This window comes from Defluviitoga sp. (genome assembly GCF_035349255.1).
GTDB lineage: Bacteria > Thermotogota > Thermotogae > Petrotogales > Petrotogaceae > Defluviitoga.
In genome coordinates this window covers 1-24,341 of the sequence record NZ_DAOPSE010000013.1, presented here as the reverse complement: position 1 = coordinate 24,341, position 24,341 = coordinate 1, and the positions used below count along the sequence as shown (strand labels likewise).

The 24,341-nt window shown below is 31.3% G+C and carries 29 protein-coding genes and 2 tRNA genes; 18 read left to right on the top strand and 13 right to left on the bottom strand.

Annotated features, from left to right (window positions below):
* Nucleotides 1–136: 136 nt before the first annotated feature.
* Complete coding sequence (mazG, locus tag PKN74_RS04830; RefSeq protein ID WP_472309159.1) at nucleotides 137–898, bottom strand: nucleoside triphosphate pyrophosphohydrolase; 762 nt, start codon at nucleotides 896–898, stop codon at nucleotides 137–139.
* A 468-nt stretch (nucleotides 899–1,366) separates the two neighbouring features.
* On the opposite strand from mazG, the gene PKN74_RS04825 reads away from it, so the two are divergent.
* Genes PKN74_RS04825 through PKN74_RS04795 form a run of 7 tightly spaced genes read left to right on the top strand, consistent with a single transcriptional unit; the run spans nucleotide 1,367 to nucleotide 7,162 of the window.
* Complete coding sequence (locus tag PKN74_RS04825; RefSeq protein WP_472309157.1) at nucleotides 1,367–2,023, top strand: TetR/AcrR family transcriptional regulator; 657 nt, start codon at nucleotides 1,367–1,369, stop codon at nucleotides 2,021–2,023.
* Between the two features lie 10 nt (nucleotides 2,024–2,033).
* A complete protein-coding gene (gene fabF / locus PKN74_RS04820) occupies nucleotides 2,034–3,266 on the top strand; it encodes a beta-ketoacyl-ACP synthase II (RefSeq protein ID WP_472309155.1) in 1,233 nt (410 codons plus the stop codon).
* Nucleotides 3,267–3,279: 13 nt separating this feature from the next.
* The gene (locus tag PKN74_RS04815) at nucleotides 3,280–4,131 is read left to right on the top strand and encodes a DegV family protein (RefSeq protein ID WP_472309153.1); all 852 of its coding nucleotides are present in this window, start codon (nucleotides 3,280–3,282) and stop codon (nucleotides 4,129–4,131) included.
* Between the two features lie 8 nt (nucleotides 4,132–4,139).
* Entirely contained in the window at nucleotides 4,140–4,568 is a 429-nt protein-coding gene (gene fabZ, locus PKN74_RS04810) for a 3-hydroxyacyl-ACP dehydratase FabZ (RefSeq protein ID WP_472309151.1), read from the top strand.
* Between the two features lie 14 nt (nucleotides 4,569–4,582).
* Nucleotides 4,583–5,500: a nitronate monooxygenase gene (locus PKN74_RS04805; RefSeq protein WP_472309149.1), complete on the top strand. Its 918-nt coding sequence runs from the start codon at nucleotides 4,583–4,585 to the stop codon at nucleotides 5,498–5,500.
* 16 nt (nucleotides 5,501–5,516) lie between these two features.
* Complete coding sequence (fabD, locus tag PKN74_RS04800; protein ID WP_472309147.1) at nucleotides 5,517–6,392, top strand: ACP S-malonyltransferase; 876 nt, start codon at nucleotides 5,517–5,519, stop codon at nucleotides 6,390–6,392.
* Between the two features lie 23 nt (nucleotides 6,393–6,415).
* Nucleotides 6,416–7,162: a beta-ketoacyl-ACP reductase gene (locus PKN74_RS04795; protein WP_472309145.1), complete on the top strand. Its 747-nt coding sequence runs from the start codon at nucleotides 6,416–6,418 to the stop codon at nucleotides 7,160–7,162.
* Between the two features lie 59 nt (nucleotides 7,163–7,221).
* Here PKN74_RS04795 and PKN74_RS04790 read toward each other — a convergent pair whose 3' ends face one another.
* Complete coding sequence (locus PKN74_RS04790; RefSeq protein ID WP_472309143.1) at nucleotides 7,222–9,390, bottom strand: sodium-translocating pyrophosphatase; 2,169 nt, start codon at nucleotides 9,388–9,390, stop codon at nucleotides 7,222–7,224.
* A 517-nt stretch (nucleotides 9,391–9,907) separates the two neighbouring features.
* On the opposite strand from PKN74_RS04790, the gene PKN74_RS04785 reads away from it, so the two are divergent.
* The gene (locus tag PKN74_RS04785; RefSeq protein WP_472309141.1) at nucleotides 9,908–10,525 is read left to right on the top strand and encodes a cyclodeaminase/cyclohydrolase family protein; all 618 of its coding nucleotides are present in this window, start codon (nucleotides 9,908–9,910) and stop codon (nucleotides 10,523–10,525) included.
* Between the two features lie 247 nt (nucleotides 10,526–10,772).
* On the top strand, nucleotides 10,773–10,955 hold the full coding sequence (locus tag PKN74_RS04780; RefSeq protein ID WP_472309139.1) for a hypothetical protein: 183 nt from the start codon (nucleotides 10,773–10,775) through the stop codon (nucleotides 10,953–10,955).
* Between the two features lie 31 nt (nucleotides 10,956–10,986).
* On the opposite strand, the gene nadD is transcribed toward PKN74_RS04780, so the two are convergent.
* From nadD to PKN74_RS04765, 3 genes are read right to left on the bottom strand one after another with little or no spacing between them, the layout of a single operon-like run.
* Entirely contained in the window at nucleotides 10,987–11,547 is a 561-nt protein-coding gene (gene nadD / locus PKN74_RS04775; protein ID WP_472309137.1) for a nicotinate (nicotinamide) nucleotide adenylyltransferase, read from the bottom strand.
* Between the two features lie 20 nt (nucleotides 11,548–11,567).
* Nucleotides 11,568–12,875 (bottom strand): GTPase ObgE, encoded by a 1,308-nt coding sequence (obgE, locus tag PKN74_RS04770; RefSeq protein WP_472309197.1) that lies wholly within the window; start codon nucleotides 12,873–12,875, stop codon nucleotides 11,568–11,570.
* A gap of 30 nt (nucleotides 12,876–12,905) precedes the next feature.
* The gene (locus PKN74_RS04765; protein WP_472309135.1) at nucleotides 12,906–13,898 is read right to left on the bottom strand and encodes a cation diffusion facilitator family transporter; all 993 of its coding nucleotides are present in this window, start codon (nucleotides 13,896–13,898) and stop codon (nucleotides 12,906–12,908) included.
* Nucleotides 13,899–14,083: 185 nt separating this feature from the next.
* Between PKN74_RS04765 and PKN74_RS04760 the strand changes: the two genes are divergently transcribed.
* A complete protein-coding gene (locus PKN74_RS04760) occupies nucleotides 14,084–15,139 on the top strand; it encodes an NAD(P)H-dependent flavin oxidoreductase (protein ID WP_472309195.1) in 1,056 nt (351 codons plus the stop codon).
* Nucleotides 15,140–15,201: 62 nt separating this feature from the next.
* On the opposite strand, the gene PKN74_RS04755 is transcribed toward PKN74_RS04760, so the two are convergent.
* The 3 genes from PKN74_RS04755 to PKN74_RS04745 are packed head-to-tail and all read right to left on the bottom strand — an operon-like array spanning nucleotide 15,202 to nucleotide 18,073.
* Nucleotides 15,202–16,419 carry a BaiN/RdsA family NAD(P)/FAD-dependent oxidoreductase gene (locus PKN74_RS04755; RefSeq protein WP_472309133.1) on the bottom strand — a complete coding sequence of 406 codons (1,218 nt, stop codon included), beginning with the start codon at nucleotides 16,417–16,419 and terminating at the stop codon, nucleotides 15,202–15,204.
* A gap of 35 nt (nucleotides 16,420–16,454) precedes the next feature.
* A complete protein-coding gene (locus tag PKN74_RS04750) occupies nucleotides 16,455–17,303 on the bottom strand; it encodes a methyl-accepting chemotaxis protein (RefSeq protein ID WP_472309131.1) in 849 nt (282 codons plus the stop codon).
* On the bottom strand, nucleotides 17,300–18,073 hold the full coding sequence (locus PKN74_RS04745; protein WP_472309129.1) for an oxygen-binding di-iron domain-containing protein: 774 nt from the start codon (nucleotides 18,071–18,073) through the stop codon (nucleotides 17,300–17,302). Before PKN74_RS04745 ends, PKN74_RS04750 begins: the two co-directional genes overlap by 4 nt.
* A 96-nt stretch (nucleotides 18,074–18,169) precedes the next feature.
* Here PKN74_RS04745 and PKN74_RS04740 point away from each other — a divergent pair.
* Nucleotides 18,170–18,244 (top strand) — tRNA-Arg (locus PKN74_RS04740).
* Nucleotides 18,245–18,251: 7 nt separating this feature from the next.
* Here the strand turns inward: PKN74_RS04740 and PKN74_RS04735 are convergent.
* The 4 genes from PKN74_RS04735 to PKN74_RS04720 form a co-directional block, all read right to left on the bottom strand.
* Nucleotides 18,252–18,590: a YraN family protein gene (locus PKN74_RS04735; RefSeq protein ID WP_472309127.1), complete on the bottom strand. Its 339-nt coding sequence runs from the start codon at nucleotides 18,588–18,590 to the stop codon at nucleotides 18,252–18,254.
* 4 nt (nucleotides 18,591–18,594) lie between these two features.
* Nucleotides 18,595–18,885, bottom strand: coding sequence for an Asp-tRNA(Asn)/Glu-tRNA(Gln) amidotransferase subunit GatC (gene gatC / locus PKN74_RS04730; protein WP_472309125.1), 291 nt, complete (start codon nucleotides 18,883–18,885; stop codon nucleotides 18,595–18,597).
* Nucleotides 18,886–19,325: 440 nt separating this feature from the next.
* Nucleotides 19,326–19,718 (bottom strand): hypothetical protein, encoded by a 393-nt coding sequence (locus PKN74_RS04725; protein WP_472309123.1) that lies wholly within the window; start codon nucleotides 19,716–19,718, stop codon nucleotides 19,326–19,328.
* An 11-nt stretch (nucleotides 19,719–19,729) separates the two neighbouring features.
* The gene (locus PKN74_RS04720; RefSeq protein WP_472309121.1) at nucleotides 19,730–20,182 is read right to left on the bottom strand and encodes a hypothetical protein; all 453 of its coding nucleotides are present in this window, start codon (nucleotides 20,180–20,182) and stop codon (nucleotides 19,730–19,732) included.
* 323 nt (nucleotides 20,183–20,505) lie between these two features.
* On the opposite strand from PKN74_RS04720, the gene PKN74_RS04715 reads away from it, so the two are divergent.
* The 7 genes from PKN74_RS04715 to rplT all read left to right on the top strand — a co-directional run bounded on the left by PKN74_RS04715 (nucleotide 20,506) and on the right by rplT (nucleotide 23,897).
* Nucleotides 20,506–21,216, top strand: a complete 711-nt coding sequence (locus tag PKN74_RS04715; protein ID WP_472309119.1) for a hypothetical protein — start codon at nucleotides 20,506–20,508, stop codon at nucleotides 21,214–21,216.
* A gap of 24 nt (nucleotides 21,217–21,240) precedes the next feature.
* Nucleotides 21,241–21,888 carry an N-glycosylase/DNA lyase gene (locus PKN74_RS04710; protein ID WP_472309117.1) on the top strand — a complete coding sequence of 216 codons (648 nt, stop codon included), beginning with the start codon at nucleotides 21,241–21,243 and terminating at the stop codon, nucleotides 21,886–21,888.
* Nucleotides 21,889–22,008: 120 nt separating this feature from the next.
* Nucleotides 22,009–22,251, top strand: coding sequence for an FmdB family zinc ribbon protein (locus PKN74_RS04705; protein WP_472309115.1), 243 nt, complete (start codon nucleotides 22,009–22,011; stop codon nucleotides 22,249–22,251).
* A gap of 101 nt (nucleotides 22,252–22,352) precedes the next feature.
* A tRNA-Lys gene (locus PKN74_RS04700) sits at nucleotides 22,353–22,428 on the top strand.
* Nucleotides 22,429–22,680: 252 nt separating this feature from the next.
* Nucleotides 22,681–23,202 (top strand): translation initiation factor IF-3, encoded by a 522-nt coding sequence (gene infC, locus PKN74_RS04695; RefSeq protein WP_472309193.1) that lies wholly within the window; start codon nucleotides 22,681–22,683, stop codon nucleotides 23,200–23,202.
* Nucleotides 23,203–23,291: 89 nt separating this feature from the next.
* Complete coding sequence (gene rpmI / locus PKN74_RS04690; protein ID WP_472309113.1) at nucleotides 23,292–23,492, top strand: 50S ribosomal protein L35; 201 nt, start codon at nucleotides 23,292–23,294, stop codon at nucleotides 23,490–23,492.
* A 45-nt stretch (nucleotides 23,493–23,537) separates the two neighbouring features.
* Nucleotides 23,538–23,897 carry a 50S ribosomal protein L20 gene (rplT, locus tag PKN74_RS04685; RefSeq protein ID WP_472309111.1) on the top strand — a complete coding sequence of 120 codons (360 nt, stop codon included), beginning with the start codon at nucleotides 23,538–23,540 and terminating at the stop codon, nucleotides 23,895–23,897.
* Between the two features lie 49 nt (nucleotides 23,898–23,946).
* Here rplT and PKN74_RS04680 read toward each other — a convergent pair.
* A partial coding sequence (locus tag PKN74_RS04680) for a metallopeptidase TldD-related protein (RefSeq protein WP_472309109.1) occupies nucleotides 23,947–24,341 on the bottom strand: 395 nt, incomplete at its 5' end.

Here is a 24,341-nt window from a genome sequence, read left to right as displayed (position 1 = left end):
TGAAGTTTTATATTTTCTTTCTTCTCAAATAAAAGGAGGCAGAAGACATTTCAGCTTCTGCCAATTTACCTTTTGTTAAATTAATTATAACACAAGGAATTAACAAAAAGCAAAAATGATGAGAAATTTTTTAAAATTATTGTTCCTCTTTTTTCACTACATTCCAAAAGTTATCTAATTCTTGTAAATTTAGGGACTCAAAGTCCTCTCCAAGACTTTCTATTTTTTCCTCCATTTGCTGAAACCGTCTCACAAACTTTTCGGTAGCTTTTCTCAATGAATATTCAGCATCGATGTTCAAAAATCTAGCCAAATTTACTAGAGCAAACAACAAATCACCAAATTCTTCTAGTATCTCTTCGTCGTTTTTTGCTTCTTTAAGTTCTCTAAACTCTTCTTCAACTTTATTCCATACATCATTTATATCGGTCCAATCAAAGCCTACAGTGGCCGCATTTTCTTGCACGCGTCTTGCTAAAGACAAGGCTGGTAAAGCTTTATTCATTTTTCCTATCCTACTATATTTTTTCTCTCCTTTTTCCTTTGCCTTGATTTCTTCCCATCGTGCATATGAATATGATTTTTCACTTCCAAAAACATGTGGATGCCTTCTTATCAACTTTTGAATCAAATTATCGATCACTTCAAATGTTGAAAATTGATTATTTTCTTCAGCTATTATCGAATGAAAAACAACTTGTAACAAAATATCCCCTAGTTCTTCCTTTATTTTTGAGCTGTCCTTCTCATCAATTGCTTCTACTAATTCATAAGCTTCTTCTATTACATACGATTTTAAACTCTCATGCGTTTGAACTTTATCCCATTCACATCCATTTGGACCTCTCAATTGTTTCATTGTATTATATAGTTCTTCGAATTTTTCGCCCAATTCCATTTTTGTCCTCCCAAGATTTAAGATTTTAGGTAAACCTATACATATTCTAAAAACCATATTTAAAGCTTATTATATGATTTGCATTTTGTTTGAGTTAGCGCCTCGTAACTTTGAACCCTTTAAGTAGACTTCTCTGAATACGAACATATAACTCTATGTTTTAAAAAATAGAGCAACATTTTTTTTATTTAGTCCTCTTTAAATTGATAATCTTAATTTTTTAAAAGTTTCCCGCTTCTGAAAAACCTATTTACAATTTAGCAAAATTTCCTCGTAAAGCAATTATAGCACAGTTGTTTATATATGACGCTGCTTATTATAAATTTAATTTAAATGAGTCTTAATTCACCATTTAAAATTGACTATGAGATTTTTTTATAAAACTTGATATATTCTTTTATTTATGATATAATTTCAAGAAAGAATAATGACCGTTGGTCATTTTTTGCTTTGTAAGGGTGAATAATAATGAATGATAAGAAAAACAATAATAAAAAGAAAAAAGAAAAAAAGAAAAACTTAATAATGGACGCAGCAGAAAAACTATTTATACAAAAAGGTTATCAGGATACAACTATGACTGAAATAGCCAAAAAAGCAAAACTAGCTAAAGGAACTTTGTACTTGTATTTTTCAAGTAAGAAAGATCTTTATTTTACTTCTGTTGAGCGTGCTCTTCAAACTTTAAAAGATATGATAATTGAAGGAATTAGTATTTGTAAAAGTGGTTTTGAAAAAGTTGTTTCTATGGGAAAAACGTATGTAAATTTTAGCGTTGATTATGAAAATTACTACAAATTAATTTTGGATTACGAAACTCAAGAAACAAAATTCGACGAATCAGACCCACATGTTAAAAAAGCCTACGAAAAGAGTGAGGAAATATTTAATTTACTAGTTTCTTCTATTGAAGAGGGAAAAAATGACGGTACAATTGATAGTAATCTGGATACTAAAAAAATAGCTATTGTGTTGTGGGCCGAAATAACGGGATTAGTTCAACAGGTTAGTCTTAGAAAAGATTTATATAAAAAATGGACAGGTTTAGATGCAAATCAAATATTTGAATACTACATAGAAGTTACTCAACGTATGTTATCCGCGCCAAAAACTTCTAACACATAGGAGGTAGATTATGCCAAAGGTTGTTGTAACTGGAATTGGAACAGTAAATTCAATTGCAAAAAATTCTAACGAATTTGTAGATGCTCTAAAAGAAATGAAAATAGGAATAGACTACATCACGCAATTTGATACTTCTGATCAAAAAGTTAAAATTGGAGCAGAAATTAAGGATTTCGATCCTGAACAATACCTTGACAAAAGAACTGCGAAAAGATATGATAGATTTTTACAATTAGCTATAGCGGCTGCTGATGAAGCTATAAAGGACGCGGGTTTATATGAAGAACAAAAATGGAGAGAAAATGCGGGTGTTGTAATTGGTTCAGGAATAGGAGGATTTAAAACTCTATATAGAGAATTTTTGGTAATGCATGAAAAAGGACCTAAATTTGTCAGTCCCTTTTTAATCCCAATGATGATAGCAGATATGGCAAGCGGAGTTGTCGCTATACATTATGGATTAAAAGGTCCCAATTTTTCTACTGTCAGTGCCTGCGCTTCATCAATCCATTCTTTAATAACTTCTGTTATGTTAATAAGAGATGGAGAAATTGATGTTTGTGTAACAGGAGGCTCAGAAGCAGTTATTGATCCAATGCCAATTGCAGCATTTGCAAATATGATGGCTCTCTCACAAAAAAATGATGAGCCAAAAAAAGCTTCTCGTCCATTTGACAAAAATAGGGACGGTTTTGTTATGGGTGAAGGTGCAGGCATTTTAATTCTAGAATCCGAAGAGCATGCAAAAGCGCGCGGTGCGAAAATCTATGGATACATAGATGGTTTTGGGATGACCGGAGATGCTTATCATATAAGCCAGTCTGAACCACAAGGAGAAGGAGCGGCTAGAGCTATGAAAAGAGCTTTGGAAATGGCTGGACTAAATCCTTCAGAGATAGATTTGGTAAATTGTCATGCAACGAGTACCCCAGTGGGGGATGCTTCTGAAATTAGAGCTTTAAAAACCATTTTTGGTGAAGATATTACAAAAGCGTATATTCAATCTACAAAAACTTTGGTAGGTCATACTTTGGGAGCAGCTGGAGCTATTGAATTAATTGCAGCTATCTTAGAAACACAAAACAACTTTATTCATGGGATGCCTAATTTAGACGAACCTGACGAGGAAATGATAAATCTTAACATACCAAAAGAATTAAAAAGTGTTAAAATTAACACGGTTTTGAAAAATTCTTTTGGTTTTGGAGGACATAACGCCTCTATCATATTCGTCAAATATTAAAGGAGGAATAACTATGTCTAAAAAAATAGGAATAGTTACAGATAACACCTGCGACATCGATTTGAAAACATTGAAGGAACTGGATATTGGATGTGTATCCCTTTATGTGAAGCAACAAGATAAATTTAAGAAAGCAATAGAAATAGACGTAGAGGATTTTTATGAAAGTTTGAAAAAAAGCGACTACATTCCCGCAACCTCTCAACCATCTACCCACGATTTTGAAATAGTTTACAAAGAATGGTTAACTAGATATGATGAGTTGATTTCTGTTCATATACCAGCTAAGTTAAGTGGAACTTATAATGCTGCGATATTAGCTGCTAAAAATGTAGATGAAAAAAGAATCCACGTAGTCGAAGGATATGAAACTACGTGGGGATTAGGATTCCTTGTGTTAGAGTTAAAAAAACTAATAGATTCCGGAAATTACGAAATCAACGAACTAATAGATTTTACCGAGCATTTTCATGAAAAAGTTAACGTTTATTTTACTGTAGGAGATTTGAATTATTTGCAGAAGGGTGGAAGAATAGGCAAAGCTTCTGCTTTTTTGGGATCTATGCTAAATGTTAAGCCATTACTACAGCTTGCAGAAGGTGAAATAATTCCCATTAAACGAGTAAGAGGGTATAACAAAGTTATTAAAGAAATATCAATAGCTGCTATGCAAGAAAAAGGAAATGGAGACTTAAAAAATATTGCGGTTGTACACACTGGAAGTTTAAAAGTTGGTGGAGATTTGTTGGATGAAGTTGTAAAACTTGGTATTCCACGAGAAAAAATAATATTCGAACCAATGGATATAATAATTGGAATGCATTTAGGTCCTGAATCAGGTGGAATAATAACCACTTGGGAGTGAGACAAAAGATGAGCATAGATGAAATTTTAAAAATACTTCCACATAGATATCCTTTTTTGCTAGTTGATGGAATTATTGAAATAAATAACGACAATATAAAGGCTTTCAAAAATGTAAGTATAAATGAACCATTTTTTCAAGGCCATTTTCCAAATTATCCCATTATGCCAGGGGTTTTAATTATTGAAGGAATGGCTCAAACAGCTGGTTTGCTTCTTTTAAATAAACAAAATATCGAGAAAAACAATATCATACCTTTATTCACTGGAATAGACAAGGCTAGATTCAAAAAAGAGGTTAGACCTGGTGATAAATTGATTTATGAATTAAAAATTTTACAAAAAAAGGCAAATATCTATAAATTAAAAGGAACGGCTTTTGTAGAAAATGAAATTTGCACACAGGCTGAAATTATGGTTGGAATTAAAATAAGTTAGTTGGAGGTGCTGTATTGGACTTATCAAACAATAGAGTTACTAAACTTTTAAAAATCAAATACCCCATTTTAGAAGGAGGAATGGCATGGGTCGGAACAGCCAAATTAGCCGTTGCTGTCTCGAACGCTGGTGGTCTTGGAACAATCGGTTCTGGGAACATGGATCCTTCGCTTTTGAAAAAACAAATAGATACCATTAAAAAATTAACCGATAAACCATATGCAGTTAATGTCATCATGCTTAATCCTCACATTGAAGAAGTAATTGATCTGTTAATTGAAGAAAAAGTTCCCGTAGTTGTTCTAGGGGCAGGAAATTCTACTAAATACATATCTAAACTCAAACAAAACGGAATAACAACGTTAGCGGTAGTTTCCTCAGAAAACCTTGCTTTGAGGTTAGAAAATGCTGGAGTTGATGCAATAATAGGAGAAGGAATGGAAAGTGGTGGGCATATTGGAGATGTAACCACGATGGTTTTAATACCAAAACTAACAAGCATGTTAACAGTTCCAGTAATTGCTGCAGGAGGGATAGCCGAAGGAAGGGGCGCGTTAGCAGCTTTTGCCCTTGGAGCTGAAGCCATACAAATGGGAACCCGATTTATAGCTACCCATGAATGTGAAGCACATGAAAATTATAAAAAGATAATTTTAGAAGCTGGAATAAGAGATACGATAGTAACAGGTTTAAAGTTCGGAAATCCTGCGAGAATAATAAAAACTCCTTTTGGTAAAAAAATAGCAAAATTAGAAGCATCTTCCCCCGAAGAAGCTGAGGAAGCACTTGTAGGGAGTTTAAAGAGAGCATTTTTATATGGTGATGAAGAAAGCGGTTCTTTTATGGCAGGTCAATCAGCAGGTCTCATAAACGAAATTAAAAGTGTTAAAGAAGTCATTGATGAAATAGTTCTTTACCTAGAACAGCACTGAATTTGGGGGTGAAAAAATGCGTTGTTTTGTCTTTACTGGTCAAGGTTCACAGTTTTTAGGTATGGGAAAAGATATTTTGGAGCTTAAACCAGAATACAATATTTACTTCGATAAAGTAAAAGATAGAATAGGTGTTGATATTAAAAAAATAATCTTTGGTGATGATGAAAAAGAGCTTACCTTGACTCAAAACGCTCAAGTTGCAATACTTACTATAAGTTACATGAAATATTTGTATGCCCTTAGTAAAGGGCTTACACCTGATGTTGTTGCAGGACACTCTCTGGGAGAATGGACAGCTATACTGGCTGCTGAAGTGATTAGTTTTGAAGATGCTGTTGAAGCTGTGTATTATAGAGGACTGTATATGAGCGAAGCTATAGAACCCGGAAAAGGTGGAATGGCTGCAATCATTGGTATGGATGTATCAGAAATTGAAAGAGTTCTAAAAAATTATCCAAATGTTCAAATTGCTAATTACAATTCACCTTCACAAATTGTGATAAGTGGAGAAATGGAAGAACTTTTGATATCAATGGAAAAGTTGAAGGAAAGCGGAGCTAAAAAAGTTGTCCCTTTAAATGTTAGTGGACCTTTTCATTCTAAGTTTTTAAAAGAAGCCGAAGATCGACTCAGAAGAAAAATAGAAAAATTACCTTTTAATAAAACAAAAATTCCTGTAGTTCAAAATGTGAGCGCAAAATTTGAAACTGACCCAGAAGTTATTAAAGAAAATGTAATAAGACAAATTACTTCACCTGTAAGATGGATTGAGTGCGTGCAAGAGTGCATTAGAAACGGCGTTGATGAATTTGTCGAAATTGGTCCTACTCAGGTATTAACTAAATTCATTAAACAGATAGATAGAAACGTCAAATTAGTAAACATTTAAACAAATAGTTGGGGGTGTACCCTTTGAAGTTGGAAGGAAAAGTAACAATTGTAACCGGTGGTTCACGTGGGATTGGCAAGGAAATCTCTAGACTTTTTATAAAAGAAGGTGCAACAGTTTTCGCTTTAGCAACAGAAGAGTTGCCCCTAATTGATCCCAGCGAAAAAAAAGACTTCCCAGAAGACAAATATTTTTATTACAAAGCTGACATTACAAACTCTACACTTGTAACACAAATAGTAAATGAAATATATGAAATATCCGAAAAAATAGACATTTTAGTTAATAATGCAGGTATAGCTAGAGATAATTTTCTTGTTATCATGAAAGAAGAAGATTTTGATAAGGTCATAGAAGTAAACTTAAAAGGCACTTTTATAATGACTAAAACTGTTGCTAGATATATGAGAAAACAAAAATCTGGTAATATAATAAATATGGCAAGTGTAGTTGGGATAGAAGGAAATATAGGACAAACAAACTATTCTGCAGCTAAGGCCGGCATAATAGGGATGACTAAATCCTGGGCTAAAGAGTTGACTATGAGAGGAGAAAATATCAGAGTTAACGCAATCGCACCAGGTTTCATTAGAACAGGAATGACAAAAGATTTAAAAGAAGATTTGATTGATTATGTTATAGAAAATACCTGCCTAAAAAGACTTGGTGAACCAGAAGATGTTGCAAAATTGGCTTTATTTTTAGCTAGTGATGATTCCTCATTTATTACAGGCCAAGTAATAAGAATAGATGGAGGTTTAAGAATATAATAACTAAAAAAGCCGAGCGCTTAAATTAATCGCTCGGCTTTTATTTTTATATTTTAATTTTAAAAGAAATGATATACCTTAAATATAGATACTGTAATGACCGATGTAACTGCCATTATTTTTATTAAAATATCTAAAGAAGGACCTACAGTATCTTTTAACGGATCTCCCACAGTATCTCCGACAACTGCTGCTTTGTGCGCTTCTGATCCTTTTCCCTCCCCTTCAATCTCCCCAGATTCGATTCTCTTTTTAGCATTATCCCAAGCGCCGCCAGAATTTGCGGTAAATACAGCAAGCATAACAGCACTAAGAGTTGTACCAATTAGAATTCCTCCAACAAAATCTGGTCCCAAAAGAAAGCCGGCAATAATAGGAGTTAACACCGAAATTAAGGCAGGAACCTTCATTTGACTTAAAGCACCTTCGGTGCTTATTTTTACACAGTTTTCATAATCGGGTTTGGTTTCTCCTTCTGCTAATCCTGGAATCTCTCTAAACTGTCTTCTTACTTCATCTACTATTTGATTAGCTGAGTTTACGACGGCATTTATCAGATAAGCACTGAAAAAGAAAGGTAACGCTGCTCCAAAAAACGCTCCTGCAAGTGTTCTTGAATCAACTATATTTAAAATCATTATAGATAATAAGTGACCTATTCCTGCATCTGCTACATTCGCTTGAGCATATATATAAGAAGCAAAAAGTGCTAATGCTGCTAATGCTGCCGAACCAATAGCAAAACCTTTACCTATAGCTGCTGTAGTGTTACCTACAGCATCAAGCTCGTCTGTAATCTTTCTAACCTCGTGAGGCAATTTGGCCATCTCACATATACCACCTGCATTATCTGCAATTGGTCCATAAGAATCAACAGAAACAGTAGTTGCGACGAAAGAAAGCATTCCTGTTGCTGCCATAGCAACACCATATAATCCTGAAAATTCAAAAGATAGAAGTATACCTAACATTAACAAAAAAACAGGAACTAACACACTTTGCATCCCAAGGGCCAATCCTTTTGTTATGATAATAGCAGGACCACCTTTGCTAAATTCAGATAATTCTCTAGTGGGCTTATATTTTTCGTTTGTATAATACTCAGCAACAAAACCTATAAGTATTCCATCCAATATGCCAATAATTGCACCTATCCAAGGAGAATAAATTCCGGCTTTAAACCCTATCATTTGAAGTTCTTTAATTGGTATATCTTTCAAGTAGAACATCGTAAGAAAGAACGTTGTTATTATTGTTAAAAATGCTGACATCATTAGAGAGGTGTTTAATTCTTTATGCGGATCTCCAGAAGCTTTTTTCACTACTATGTATAAGATTCCTATAATAGAAGAAATTAACCCCAGAGACACAAAAAATATTGGATAAAAAGTTAGCTTTAACGCAGATTCATAGGAGAAGACATCTGAACCAAGGAGAAAAAAAGAATATAAAATTAGTATTACTACAGAAATTATAGCTCCAACAAAACTTTCTAAAAGATCCGCTCCAAGACCTGCTACGTCCCCAACGTTGTCTCCAACGTTGTCTGCGATAGTTGCTGGATTTCGTGGGTCATCTTCTGGCAAATCTAGTTCAGTTTTTCCAACTAAGTCGGCTCCCATATCTGCAGCTTTTGTATAAATACCTCCGCCTACTCTATGAAACATCGCTACTATAGAGCAACCGAGCGAATATCCTGAAACGGACATAGTGAAAGGAATATAACTTATTCCCAGCCAGTTTACCTTGAGAGTTAAATTCTCCAAGGAAAGTTGATTCAGCCATTTTCCAAAAACAAAGTAAATAATAAACAAACCTAAAAGTCCAAATCCTGCCGCAGATAGTCCCGAAACACTTCCACCTTGAAAGGCTACTTTCATAGCTTTTCCGATGTCCTTTTCTGTTCTAGCAGTGTTACTTACTCTGACATTAGCTTGAGTAGCCATGTTCATACCAAAACGTCCTGCCAACGTGCTCATACAAGCACCTATAAGAAATGCTACTCCTACGTACCACTCTACTACAATTGTCAAAATGACTGCAATAACAATGGCGTAAATAAAAATAACTCTTGTTTCGTAGTTCACGAAGGCGTCTGCTCCGACTCTAATTGCACTTGCTATTTCTTTCATTTCAGGAGTACCTTCGTCTATTGCCAAAACACGTTTATAGTTAATACTAGCAAATATCAAAGCAATGACTGGAACTATTGCAAAAACCCAAAACATACCTACTTAGTCACCTCCGTCTGATTATTGTTAAAACTTTTCTTTAACCTATGCCACAATAAAAAAGTTGTTACGCTGGACTATATCTTTAAAAACCATCCAATTTTATCATATCATATTTTTTCAAAAAAATCATTCATGAAGGATTCAATTCACCGATATTTATACTCAGTTAAAGTTAATTATAACGAATTTTCTTTCTTATGCGCAAGATTGAAATTAAATTTTAATTTGATAAAATTTAATTAGGAAAATAATATTTAATTTTAAAAAATTTTGACGGTTTCAAAGGAAAAAAGTACCTATTCTTTAAAAATAAAGATTATTATAAATGCATGCTCCTGTATTTGATTGTGCTTCAGATAAGTAACATTTTGCTTTTTTGTTATAATGTAAAATATAAGATTAAAATTTATATCTAAGAATATTTCTAATTAATCATGTTTTTTAATAAAAGTTAAATCAAATTTTTAGAATTTTAATGTACACAAAAATCTTTTAAAAGGGGGAAGTTCAATTGTTATCAGAAATGACAATCCGAGAATTCCTAGAGAAATTATCTTCTAAAGATCCAGCACCAGGAGGGGGGAGCGTTGCTGCGTTGGCTGGAGCCTTGGCATCCAGTTTAGGAAACATGGTGTCAAACCTCACCATTGGAAAGAAAAAATATAAAGATGTAGAAGAAGAAATAAAAAAGGTAAATGAAACTTTAGAAAAGTATAGAGATACTTTTCTAGAAGAAATGGAGGAAGATGCACGAGCTTTTAGTGAAGTAATTGATTCTTTAAAACTTCCGCGTAACACTGATGAAGAAAAAAAAATTAGAGAGGAAAAAATTCAAGAAAGTACAAAAAAAGCTACTTTGATTCCCTTGAAAATTGCAAAAAACGCTCTAGAAGTAATGGAATTAATAGAAATCCTTGTCAAAATAGGAAATAAGCAAGTCTTAAGTGATGCTGCTATTGCTGCGATAATGGCAAAATCAGCTATTTTAGGAGGGATTTATAATATAAAAATCAACCTACCCAGTATTAAAGACGAAGAATTCGTATCAGATTTAGAAAAACAAATCCGAAACATGGAAATAGAAGCCTGCATTTTAGAAATAAAAATTTTAGAGCAAATCAAATTTTGATTTTTAGCCAAAATCTCAAATTAGAAGTTATAGGATGAAATAAAAGTTAGTTATATAACTTTTTCTCCTTTTTTAAAGTTTTGAAAATTTTAAAGAAATGTGTATAATATTTACACAGGTATTTTATTTGTAATACTTTATGTGAAAAAAAGAACTTAAATATATCTGTCTAGTCAATAAAGAAAAAACGTTAGTTTTAAATTTCTAAAGTAATTATTTAAATTAATCAAGAGGAGGTTGATGATAAATGAAAGAAAAAAGAAAAGAAGAATTGCTAAAAAGAAAACACATTTTAGAAGCACAAAGAAATTCTATAGCAAAATATATGGGGCCTTTTGAACATGATGAAGCATTAAAAATAGAGTGGGAAAATATTAACAAAGAATTGCAAGAAATCGAAAACTTGCTGAATGAATTTGAAGCTGTTTAAGAGTTTGCAACAAATCAATGGCTAAACTTATTTACCTACTACTATACTCAGCAACAACTTCTTTTAAAATGCTGTCATCTATAAAACCCTTAACCGTTTTATGTCTTTCAATTCTTTCTCTAATATAAGAAGAAGATATATCTATAATTGGGCAATCTAATCTTACGAATTTTATGTCTGAACTTTTAAAACCTTTTTCGTCAAAATACCGAGGATAAACTAGTAAACATGCCAACGATAAAATTTCTTGCCACTTGTACCATTTTTTAAAATCATATAATGAATCTTCGCCTATTAAGAGCCAAATATCACTGTAATAATTCGAAAAATAACTTAAAGTATTAACGGTGTAAGAGGGTTCCGGTAATTTTGCCTCAATATCACTAACGGTAAAATATTCCTCCCAAAATACTCTCTTACACCATGAATATCTCTTGTCAAAATCGACAAGAAAAGTTGTTATCTTGTGCGGTGGATTTGGTGAGGGAATTATAAAAAATTCCTCAGGTTTCATTTCATCATAAGCCAACTCTGCCACAATTCTATGGCCCACATGTGGAGGATTAAAGCTCCCTCCAAATAGAATAACCATATTTCCCCCCATTTTTTAATTTAAGGTATATATTCAAAAGCAAAATCGCCAATGTAGACCGTGTCTCCTTCTTTTACACCAGCATTCAAAAGCAGCTTATTTAAACCATTCTTTTCAAGTGTTTTCAAAATCAAAATTCTCGAATCTCTTTGGTATATATCATATCTAGATAATAATTTGTCAATACTATCTCCAATAATTTCAAATGTTCCGTCTTCCCACTTTATAACACTCATTTTAAAGTAAAGATCTGGTTCAAATTTTACAGGTTCAATCTTTATTTTAGTTTTTTCTTGTGCTTTTAATTTTTTAGCAAGTAAATTTAAATATTCCAACTTTTCTTCTTTTATCAAATCCCACATTTTATTTAAAAGGATTTCCACATTTTCTCCAGTATATGCAGAAATGGGGGTAATTTTCTTACCTGTTCTTAGTTGAAAGTCTTTTAATCTAGTTTCTAGCTCTCTCTTGTCGAGTAGATCTATTTTATTTGCTACTATTATCTCTTTTTTTCTAGAAAGGATTGGTGAAAAATTCTTCAATTCATTTCTTATAACGTAATAGTCTCCAACAGGGTCATTTCTTTCAAGTCCTGATATATCAACAATATGAACTATTGCCTCACATCTTTCAATATGTCTTAGAAATTGATCGCCTAACCCTTTCCCTTCATGAGATCCTTCTATTAAGCCAGGTATATCTGCAACTACAAAAGAGTTTCCGTCTTTATATTTTACAACTCCTAAATTTGGATTTAGCGTAGTAAAAGGATAATCAGCTATTTCTACTTTAGCAGATGAGATTTTTGATATCAAAGTAGATTTTCCAACATTAGGATACCCAACCAAACCTACATCTGCTAGTATCTTTAAAACTAACTTTAAAGTTTTTGATTCTCCTAGCACACCTTTTTCCGATATTTTAGGCACTTGTAAAGTAGAAGTAGCAAATCGTGCATTTCCCTTACCACCTTTTCCACCAGCTGCTACAATTACATATTGTTCAGGAAATTTTAAATCAGCTATTAATTCATCTGTTTGTTTATCGTAAATGCAAGTTCCTACTGGAACTTCTATAATAAGGTTTTCTCCAGATTTTCCTGTTCTTTTCTTATTTCTCCCATTTTCTCCTTTTCCCGCTCTAAATACCCGTTTATATCTAAAATCTATTAATGTATTCTTGTTTATTGTTGACTTAATAATAACCGATCCACCATTTCCACCATCTCCACCATCTGGACCTCCTCTTTCTACATGCTTTTCTCTTCTAAAACTAACAGCACCATCTCCGCCTTTCCCACCTTCTACTTTTATAATCGCTTCATCCATAAAATCTCCTGTCAAAAAAAACACCTCCACTTACTTATTACCAAAAATTCTTTTAATACTTTTTTCATCAAGGCCATACCCTTCTTTTTCTTTGTTCCCCAAAGGCTCCACATGTATTATCACATCTTTTATATAAGGATTTATTCTCTTCAATTCCTTCTCAAGCTTAGAAGCTATATCGTTAGCCTCTTTAATTGTCATTTTTTCATCAACTTCTATGTGCATTTCTACAAAGTAAACATATCCAGATTTTCTAACTCTAATTTTATGAGGATTAAAAACGTGATCAAATTTCTTAGTTGCTTCTAAAATATTCGTATAAATTTCACCTAGTTCACGTGAACTTCCCATAAACTCACCCGATGTTTCAATAAACATTTGAACACCCACTTTAAATATAAACAAAGAAACCATAATGGCTACCAATGGATCGACCCAAGTAATGTCAAATAATAAATAAAAAACCATTCCTATAAAAACTGATAACGATGTTAATATATCATTTCTCATGTTTAAAGCATCAGCAACTAACGAAGAACTTCTTATTTTTTCTCCAACTGAATATTTGTATTTATAAAGGAGGTATTTAGTTCCCATGGAAATCAACGAAATCCATAAAACCAATTGAGCACTTTCTATTATATGTTTCCCCAAAACAAGACTTTGAATCGCATTTTTTAAAACTTGTGCCCCTGCATAAATTATAACTAAAGACAGGACTTTTGTTACTATAGTTTCAGCAGGTTCATGACCAAATGGATGACTTTCATCTGCCGGTTTACTAGATATTTTTGATGCTATTAATGTGAGAAGAGAAGTTATTATATCTGTTGTCGTATCAATTCCATCAGCTAAAATAGCAATACTTCCTGTAACAATTGCTATAAAGATTTTGAAAAAAGAAAGCACTGCATTTACAATCATGCTTATGAGTGATGCTCTGATTGCTTTTTTTTCTCTCGCTTGCAAATTATATATCGAAAATTCTTCGACAGAATTTTTATTTTTATATGAATCTTCCATACTAAAAGACTCTCCTTTTAGTTTTCATTCGGGTATATATTATATCATAAGTATCAATTTTTTGCTCTTTTCATTAAAAAATATAAGTCTCGTTTGCTAATTATTAATTATTAAAACATCAAATACAAATATGGTATAATTAATAATATTTAATTTTGAAAAATTAGAAGAAGGAGTTGGTTTTTATAAAAACATTGAACATCGATGGACTCACACCTAAATATCCATTAATTCAAGGGGGAATGTCCGTAGGTATATCTTTAGACAATTTGACATCAGCTGTTGCAAATGAAGGTGCAATCGGTATAATTGGAACTGCGGGGATTGGCTTACTTGAAAATGATAGAGTAAAAAATGTGAAGGAAGCAAATATAGAAGCTTTGAAAAAAATTATAAGAAAAACAAGAGAAAAAACAAAAGGGATAATTGGTGTTAACATAATGGTAGCTTTAAGTGATTATGCAGAATTGGTAACAACTGCTATAAAAGAAAAAATTGACTTGATAATCTCTGGAGCAGGTTTGCCTTTAAATTTACCCTCTTTCCTTGAAAAAGACTCAAAAACCAAGTTAGTACCCATCGTATCTTCTTTAAAAGCTACTCAGATAATCGTCAAGAAATGGTGGCAACGTTATAAATATCTTCCTGACGCAATAATTGTTGAGGGCCCAGATGCAGGAGGACATTTAGGATATAAAAAAGAAGATTTGGACAAAGAAGAAGTTCAATTAGAAAACACTATTCCCCAGGTAGTTAATTATACTGAAGAACTGAAAAAGGAACATGGAAAGGAAATACCCGTAATTGCTGCTGGAGGAATTGATTCTCCTGAAAAAGTTAAAAAAATGTTTTCATTGGGCGCTAGTGGCATACAAGTTGGCACGCTTTTTATTGCGACAGATGAATGTGATGCTGATATTAAATTTAAAGAAGCACTTATTAATTCAAAAGAAGAAGATATAATAATTATTGATAGCCCTGTTGGCCTTCCAGGGCGAGCTATCAAAAATAAATTCTTAGAAGAGGTTGAAAAAGGCGAGAGAAAACCTTTTATTTGTAATTTTCATTGCATTAAAACTTGTAATTTTGTCGATGCTCCTTATTGTATAGCTCAAGCTCTTTTAAATGCTGCAAAGGGAAATTTAGACGAAGGATTTGTTTTTGTTGGAAAATACGGTTATAAAATAGATAAAATTACTTCAGTAAAAGATGTAATCAACAATTTGTTTCAAAATGTATAAAGTGGAATGGTTGAGATCATTCCACTTTTAGAATTTATATTTTTTAAGCTGTCATCCTAATTTTAAGAGGCGCTTTCTCCCGAAATATATCCTGTTGACCATGCCCACTGTAAATTGTAGCCTCCACTTTCTCCTGCCACATCTATTACTTCTCCTGCAAAATACATTCCTGGCACTATTTTTGATTCTAACGTAAATGATTGTATCTCACTGGTGTCAATACCTCCCAAACTAACCTGCGAAAGTTTCCAATCTGCAGTCCCTGTAATTTCAAATTTCCAGTTTTTTAATCTATGTGCAATAATCGTTATATCTTTCAGCCTCAGGGAACTGCATGGAGATAAGAAATCTTTAATTTCAACACTTTGTAAAAAAGGAGGTATTAACTTTTCATCGATCATAGTCGTTAAAAGTAACGAAATTGGTCGTTTAGGTCTTAAATTAATTTTTTTTAACAATATTTCTTCCAATTGTTTTTCAGTGTAAGAAGGAAAAGAATCAATACGAATATATACTGGAATGTTTTTATCTAAATATTTATGAACAAAATTACTGATTTGAAAAATTGGAATTCCTGTAAGGAGTTCATTTTTAAAAAGAACTTCCCCAAAGTATCTTTTAGAAATTTCTATTCCATACTCATTTTCTAAAACAACGCTTCCTGTTAACTTAGCCCCTAAATTGTCTTTAGAAAAATAATTATTTATTTTAATAGGAACTAAACCTGGTCTCAACTCAATTAAGCTATGACCTAAGGAGTGAAGAGATTGGAATATACTTCCATTTGACCCAAATTGGGGAGAAGATATTCCACCAGTAGCGATTATAATTTTATCAGATTCAAAAGTTGTGTAATCGCTTTTCAAATAAAATGTTTTGTTTGAATAAATAATTTCATTTATTTGATGGTTAAGGACAACTTCTACACAGTTGTTTCCCAATTCATACATAAAACAATTCCAGATATCCTTGGACCTTTCGGTATATGGAAACAATTTTGAATTGAGATTTTTAACCATCACGCCTATTTCTTCAAAAACGCTCAAAGTTTGAAAAATTCCAAACCTCTGAAATACCTTTTTGACAAAAGAGATATCGCTGCTAAAGTAATGTGTTTCGTCTAAATCTAGATTGGAAATGTTTCCTCTACCGTTACTAGCTGCCAATAATTTTTTCCCTAATTTTCCTTTTCTTTCAATTATTCGTACATTTGCACCATTCCATGAGGCAATTATTGAAGCCATCAATCCTGCCGGCCCTCCACCAACAACTGTAATCATAGAATAAACTTCCTTTCTAACTTTAATTAAAATATTTAAATTTTAATTTCTTTAATTTTGTTTTGCATTTCAAGAATAGCTTGCAAGACCTTTTGAAGAGAATTTATATCAACCATAAGTTTATTAATCTCTTTTTTTGAATTTTCTAAGTTTTCAACGTTAAATTTTAACTTTTCCTTTTCTATTAATAAATCTTGTGTCATTTTTTTCATAAAAATTAAATTTTCGTTGAGTATTTTCATTGCATCTTCAATAGATATTGTAATCATTTCAAAGATAGTGTTTAAATTATTTATAACAACTTTTACTTCCTCTATCTCTTTTTCTATTTTATCAACTTTGAGTGAAATTTTGTCGGAGGTGTTATTAGTTTCTGAAGAAAGCTTTTTTATTTCTTCCGCAACTACAGCAAATCCCCTTCCCTGTTCTCCGGCTCGAGCAGCTTCAATAGACGCGTTTATAGACAAGATATTAGTTTGCTTTGCTACATTTTTTATGATACTTGTTAGTTCATTTATTTCTTTAAAACTTCCTATAATATTACTAACAGTTTTTAAGGATTTTTCAACCTTCTTTTCTAATTCATCGAAATCTTCACCAATAACGTTTAATCTTGTTACTATTTCTTGATTTTTCTTTGATATAGTTTCAATTTCTTTATTTCCATCGTTAACGGTTTTTTCCAACGTTTCAGAGGACTTTTTTATACTATTTATTGAATCTATAAGATTTTCCCCTACGATCTTTGTGGATTTGCTGGATTTCTTAAATCTTTCTCCTAACACTTCTTCTAATCTATTAATAAAGGATACCAAAAGATTTTCATGATACACACTTTGAGATAAAAAATTTATTGTTTTTTTATATCTTTCAGAATCGTTCATTTTCTTTCATCCCAGCCATATATTTGATCTATTAAATCAATTCCACATTGCAAATTCTCAAACCATTTTATAAACTCTTTAAATTCGTTTTTTTTGTATATAGCTCCATGTTGTGGAGCCATCTGTTCTATTTCGTAATTACTAATTATTCTCACCCATTTTTTACATACTTTATTTGAAATCATGTATCTCTTATGAAATTCCTCAATATATTTAACATGTTTCGAAAAATTATCTACATAAAGCTTTTCTTCATTTCTAGGAAATACAGAAACTCCTATATCACCAGAAAAAAGAATTTTAGAGACAGGATCATACAGATTAAAATTTCCTGTAGAATGTAAAAAATGAGCTGGTATTATTTTTAATTCGACCCCATCCTTAAACTTTATTCTTCCTCCTTTGTCTTCTACAACAGCAACTTTGGAATTATCAAAAACGCCAAAATGAGGTAAAAATCTTTCCCAAAGCTTTGAAATGTAAAAACGCGCATTTAATACACTATCCCACAAACTTATACCAGATGACACATCGGGATCTTGATGTGTGTAAAACACGTATTTAATATTGTCTAAATCAATAAACTCAACTACATTTGCTAATACTTTAGGAAAAACATGAACTCCACCTGGATCAAGTAATACACCTTCGTTTTTATGAATAATTAAAAATTGATTTGTAGGTATACTTTCTATGTCTTTTCTTTCGGACCCTAGAAAAATAAACTTATGGTCATCGTTGTCAAATAAAACTTTTGTGTCGGTATTCACAAGAATTCATCCCCTTACTTTTATTGATATATTATCAAAATTGTTGACACTAATTGAAAATTTTGTTATAATAAAGGTCGGATATAATCAAGAGAAGCCCCTGTAGTTCAACGGATAGAACGGCGGATTCCTAATCCGCAAATGAAGGTTCGACTCCTTCCAGGGGCACCATCTATTTCTATAATCTTTGTGAAGGATAATAATTTATCTTTCCTTCGTCAGTTACTGAAATAACATCTATCTGGACTTCCTCAAAAGAAAGTTGTTTATTTTTAGAAATAAAGAAATCTCCAACTTCCATTATTTTTTCTAATTTCTTTGAATTAACTCTGAACGCTGGATCTCCAAAAGTATCTTTTCCCCCTTTAACTTCTACAAAATGAAGAACACCTTTTCTAAGCGCAATTATGTCTATTTCTCCCATTTTGCAGGAAAAATTTTTTGCAATTATGTCATAGCCTTTCCTAGTGAGAAAATTAATTGCAATATCTTCGTATTTTTTCCCTTTTAAATTCATTTATCTATATATGGATACCGGGGATCCTCAGGAGATTATCTTTACTTTCAGGAAAATTTTTTATTATATCTTCAACATTTTCAAAGGGTTCTATCACATCTTGCCTTAAAAAATAATTATTAGCTTTTATTGGTGTAATCATTTCTTCTACTCCATTAGTATCTATATTTTCTAAAATTTCTATGTATTTTAATAAGTCATTTAAATCTTTTTTTATTAATTCTTTTTCGTGTTCTTTTAAATTGATGTTAGATAATTTTTCTAATTTGTTCAAAAAGTTTTCATCTATTTCCATATAAGAAATTACCTCCCACTATAAATAATTTATAGCCCTCTTAGAAATTACAAAATGTACATCTTATAATGGTTTTAAATTTAGGCAATTGAAGAAAATTCTTTTTTGCTCTAACTCTTGTTACTTAACAAAACTACTAATTTCCTTAACATTTTCGGCACTTTTACCCAGAAAATAAAGATAAAAACATTCTTCTGTTATCCTTCTAAATCAGAAACATATTCCCAAAAAACGCGTTTTCTAAAACATATGTAAATAAAATCTTTTTTAGAGAATTAAAAGTTCTAGAAAAAGTTTTTCTCTTTAATATTTATATTCACTATAAATTTTTGGTTTTATAAAGCATTTATATACTTCCGCGTTGCTTCATTTTCTATTTTAAAAAGAATAAAATGAAGGCAAGTTTAGATCAATAATAGCATACCTACCGAATAAATAATTTAGTTCTTAACATCCAATTTTATTCGAAAATTACCTTCTTCGATTTTAAATTCTTTTATCCTTATATTATTTAATAAATTATTTTCTGGAATTTTTACAAGAAGTAATTTGTTATCGATTTCCACAAATTCCGGTAAATCTTGATCTTTTAAAATTCTAGACGGAATATTATGTTCAAAAACATAAACTCCTGAAATAGTTTCGGGATAAGATTTTATCTTCAAATAGAAACTAAACAGAAAAATATCAAAAGATATTTTATCAGAATCAAATTTTAAAGAAGAAATACGCTTAAAAATTTTTTTAAAAAAAGAAAACTTACTGTTATCCAATAACTTTTCAAGTAATTCCTTGGCCATATCTTCGTCTAGTTCAAAAATAAATTCTCCCATTTAAAAATCTCCTATTTTATTAATTCTAAGAACAGCTCAAATTTACCATCCTGCAAAATTAAGCGAGAAATTCTTATGGATTTCAATATCGAATCTATTATTGGGTTTATTTTCATTTTGCTAAAATCGATAAGTATTTCATAATCTTTGGCAGTAAAAGCTTCGCTAAATTCCGAAATCATAAAAAAAATACCTTCAAGTATCTTTCTAACTCCATCATTGCCACTTAAAGAGAGCCTCAATTTACCATGCTCTAAATCTTCAGGTTTTTCTAATATTTGAATATGGGATTCAAGAGTAGCATTTTTACTTAACAACTCTAATTCCATTTGAAATTTTATTTCCTCTTCTCTTAATTGAACATTTAGATTTTTCAGACCATGAATTTGTGTTTTTTCTTCTATCATTTTATCTATCAACTTGTTTATAAATTCTTCATCAACCTGAATTTTAAGAATTCCCATCTATATACCTCCATAAATAAAAACTCTAAATTTTTATAAATTTATTATATCATAAACTGTTAAAAATATTTTGATTAGTATGTGTTAAAATAACAAGGAGTTTAATCTTTTATCTACTTGTTTTCTGATTTAAAGTTAATTTTTACCTTTTCTTAGGAGCCAATATCTTTAATTAGTGGTTTAAACAAAGTTTTTAAGGCTGTATGGTCTTGTATGGTCTTAATACGTAGTGGACTTCGAAAATACAATTTACTGGAAGCATAAAACAAAAGATCTTAATTTTATAATAAAAAAATCTGTTAACTTAAAGGAGGGATGAATAAATGTTTGCTCCAAATTTTGACTTTAACAATGTTTTTGTTAATTTTTACTATTTGCTTACTAATTCTATATATATAATCTTGCCTATATCAATATTTCTCTTATTTTTCTCAAAAGTTTCTTCGAAGATTTCTGTTTTTCTGATTGGATTATATGCCTCATATTCTATTTTGATTCCATATTTGTTAAAGATTTCTTTCATTAGTGATTTTATCAAGAATTTTCATGACTATTCTTTTTTTATTTATCTAATTATAAGTATACTTTTCGCATTTGTTTTTTATCAAATTTTTAAAATGGGTTTTTTCATAGGCGGTTTTTTACTAGGTGGTTTAGCCGGATATGCTATCGGAACATTCATTATTTCTTCTAATATTGAATGGCTAGAAAGTATACCGTTTCCACCTTCTTATATTCCTTGGATCATCTTTTCAATACTAGGTCTTATCATCGCTATCATTTTTGCAAAAAACTTTGAAGCAATTCTTTCAGTTCTCTCTGTGTTGTTCGGAGCTTTTATTTTATCGTTCTATACACTTTATTTGTTAGAAAGATATACAGACATCAGAGTAGGAACTAATTCTTTATTAGAAGCTTTTCCTAAACTGAGTCAAACTGAATTTTTAAGTTTATTAATAATTTTTATAATTTTAACCTCGATTGGTTTTTATACAATTTATAACTCTAAACAAAAATCTGCAAAAAAAATTTAGATGTAAGGGTGTTTGTTATAGAAAATGGAAGCACAAAAAAAAGAAGAAGCTTTAATACTTGAAATTGAAAATATTAAAAAAGACATAAAAAATGAAATAGAAAAGCGTTTTCAAGAATTTAAAAAATTGGGCGAAGAAGGAGACGAATTCGATTTATACAGTGAATTATGTTTTTGTATTTTAACTGCAAATTGGAAAGCAAAAGGAGGAATTAAGGCTCAAAAATTAATAACAAAAAATGGTTTTGCAAAATATACTGAAGAACAACTTGTATCTTTACTAAGAGAAGTCGGTCACAGATTCCCAAATACAAGGGCAAAATATATAGTTGAAAATAGATGGATTATAGGCAATCTCAAAAGAGTTATTCAAAAAGATTCTTCTGAAGCAAGACCTTTTCTAGTGAAGAATATTGAAGGCATAGGTTGGAAAGAGGCAAGCCATTTTCTTAGAAATGTTGGAGTCGAAAATGTTGCAATTTTAGACAAACATATTCTTAGAATTATGAAAAATTATCAACTTATAGAAGAAATTCCTAAACCAGGCTGGAGCAAAAGTAAATATTTGAAAATAGAAAACGAACTTAAATTATTTGCTAAAAAAGTTAATGAATCTGTAGGAAAACTAGATCTGTATTTGTGGTATTTGGAAACAGATAGTATAGATAAATAATTAAATTTTAACACTCCTATTATATTTAATTTCATAAAAGTTTTGTATTATTTCCTTTGGGAATTTAATCATTTAAAAAATAATTTTTGCACTAAAAATTGTAGAAGGAGGAAGATAACATTGCCACTATACAGATATAAATGTAAAAAATGTGGACACGAGTTTACTGTTTTACACTCCATGAATGAAAATCCTGAAATTCATTGTGACCTATGTAACGGGGACGTTCAAAGAATGCTCAGCAGAGTTTCTGTGATTTTTAAAGGTGATGGATATTACGTAACTGACTACAAAAAAGAACATAACCATTTAAACATTGATGATCATGAGTTTCATAATGAATGTGAAAATAGAGTAGAGTAGCTTAAAAATAGAAAGTCAAGGTGAAGCACTTAAATTGAACTATATTCGTTATTCTCCTTGACAAATTTATAGCTGTAATGTATAATATAGGTTGAAACCTAGGGCCATTAGCTCAGTCGGTAGAGCGGCTGACTCTTAATCAGTAGGTCGTGGGTTCGAGTCCCGCATGGCCCACCACCGTATCGTGAAATTAGCCATTTAAATAAAGAGGAAGTCACCCATAAAGATACTTCCCACCCCGGGTAACTAAGCCGTCTGGGGTTGAAGAAATCTAAATAAGAAATCATTAATTCAATGCTATAATGCAAAAAAGCAATATTTTATTGTATTAGAAAAAGGGGTGACAAAAACGTCTCCCCTTTTATTAAATGGTAAAAAGGAAAAAATCTAATTAGAAAAAGCGTAAAAATAAAAGGATGGTGATGCTGTATAAGCGATAGAATCGCTAAAAATGAAGAGATAAAAGTTAAAAAAGTTTTATTAATTGACCAAAATGGTAACAAAATTGGAGAAGTAAGCACAAAAGAAGCTTTGAAGTTAGCTCAAGAAGCTGGCCTTGATCTGGTTTTAGTCGCACCAAATGCTAAACCACCAGTTGCTAGGATGATGGATTATGGAAAGTATCTTTATGAAAAGGAAAAAAAGGAAAAGCAAGCTAAAAAAAAGCAAAAAAAACAAGTAATAAAAGAAATGAAATTTAGGTTGAGAATCGATGATCATGATTTCAATACTAAATTAAAGAAAATTAGAGAATTTTTAGAAGAAGGTTACAAAGTAAGAGTCGTAGTAATGTTTTTAGGTAGAGATATAATGTTTAAAGATCAGGGTATAGAGCTGCTAAATAGAGTTATATCTCAAACTTCAGACATAGCAACTGTAGCGCGTGGGCCAAAGTTGCTCGGTAAAGATATGGATATAATCTTAGAACCTCTTAAAGATTCCAAAAAATAAAATAGTATACAAAATTCAATTAAACTATTAAGTTAATTTAATCTTTCCTTTTTACTATGATGACAATTTTAATTTAGGAGGATTTTTATATGGCTAAAATTAAAACAAGGAGTTCTGCCAAAAAGAGATTTAAAGTAACAAAAACAGGTAAGATACTAAGACATAGAAGTAATGTAGGCCATAACACCGGTTCCAAGAGTAGCAAACATATGAACAGACTTACTAAAGAAGTAGAAGTTCCAAAAAATTTAAAGAAAAAGGTTGAAAAATCTTTAGGATTGAGAGGTTAGATCAACTAAAAATTTGAATTCGTGGAAAAAGGGAGTGAATATAGAATGAGAGTTAAAAGGTCTCAAAATGCTCACAAAAAGAAAAAGATGTACTTGAAAGCAGCAAAAGGCTATAGAGGTTCTTTAAGTAGAAGATACAAACTAGCAAAACAACAATATTATAGATCGGGACAATATTCCTACATTGGTAGAAAAGAGAAAAAACGTAATTTTAGAAAATTATGGATTACACGAATAAACGCAGCCTCTCGAGCTCAAGGCTTAAAATATAACGAGTTTATTCACGGTTTAAAGTTAGCAAACGTTAATATAAATAGAAAAATGCTTTCAGAACTAGCTATTAACGATCCTGAAACTTTTAGTACATATGTTAATATTGCAAAGCAATCACTTGCGACTAAATAAACATTACTACATTAACAGTAAATAAAAAGGGCTTTTTGCCCTTTTTATTTTATTTTCCTCCCACGCTCAAATCTCTTATTAAGGTTGTAGATCCAGCAACAGTTCCTAAATATTTAAAGTCTGAACCTACTGATTCAAGATTGGTTAACAATTCTTGTAACGTACCAGCTAAAGTCATTCCTCTAAAACTGCCTACAAACTCTCCATCTTTTATGACCCTTCCACTTATTTGAACAGAAAATCTACCTGAAATTGGATCGGCAGTGTGTAAACCCATTATATTTGTAACATAAAGAGCGTTTGGTATGTTCATGATTTCTTTTCTGGTTTTATTAGAGATAAGATGCATATTAATGGTACCTATAGATGGGATTGGGTTGTCAGCAAATGCAAATGAATTACCTGTTGGTTTGGTGTTAAATTTATTTGCAGAATAAATACTGT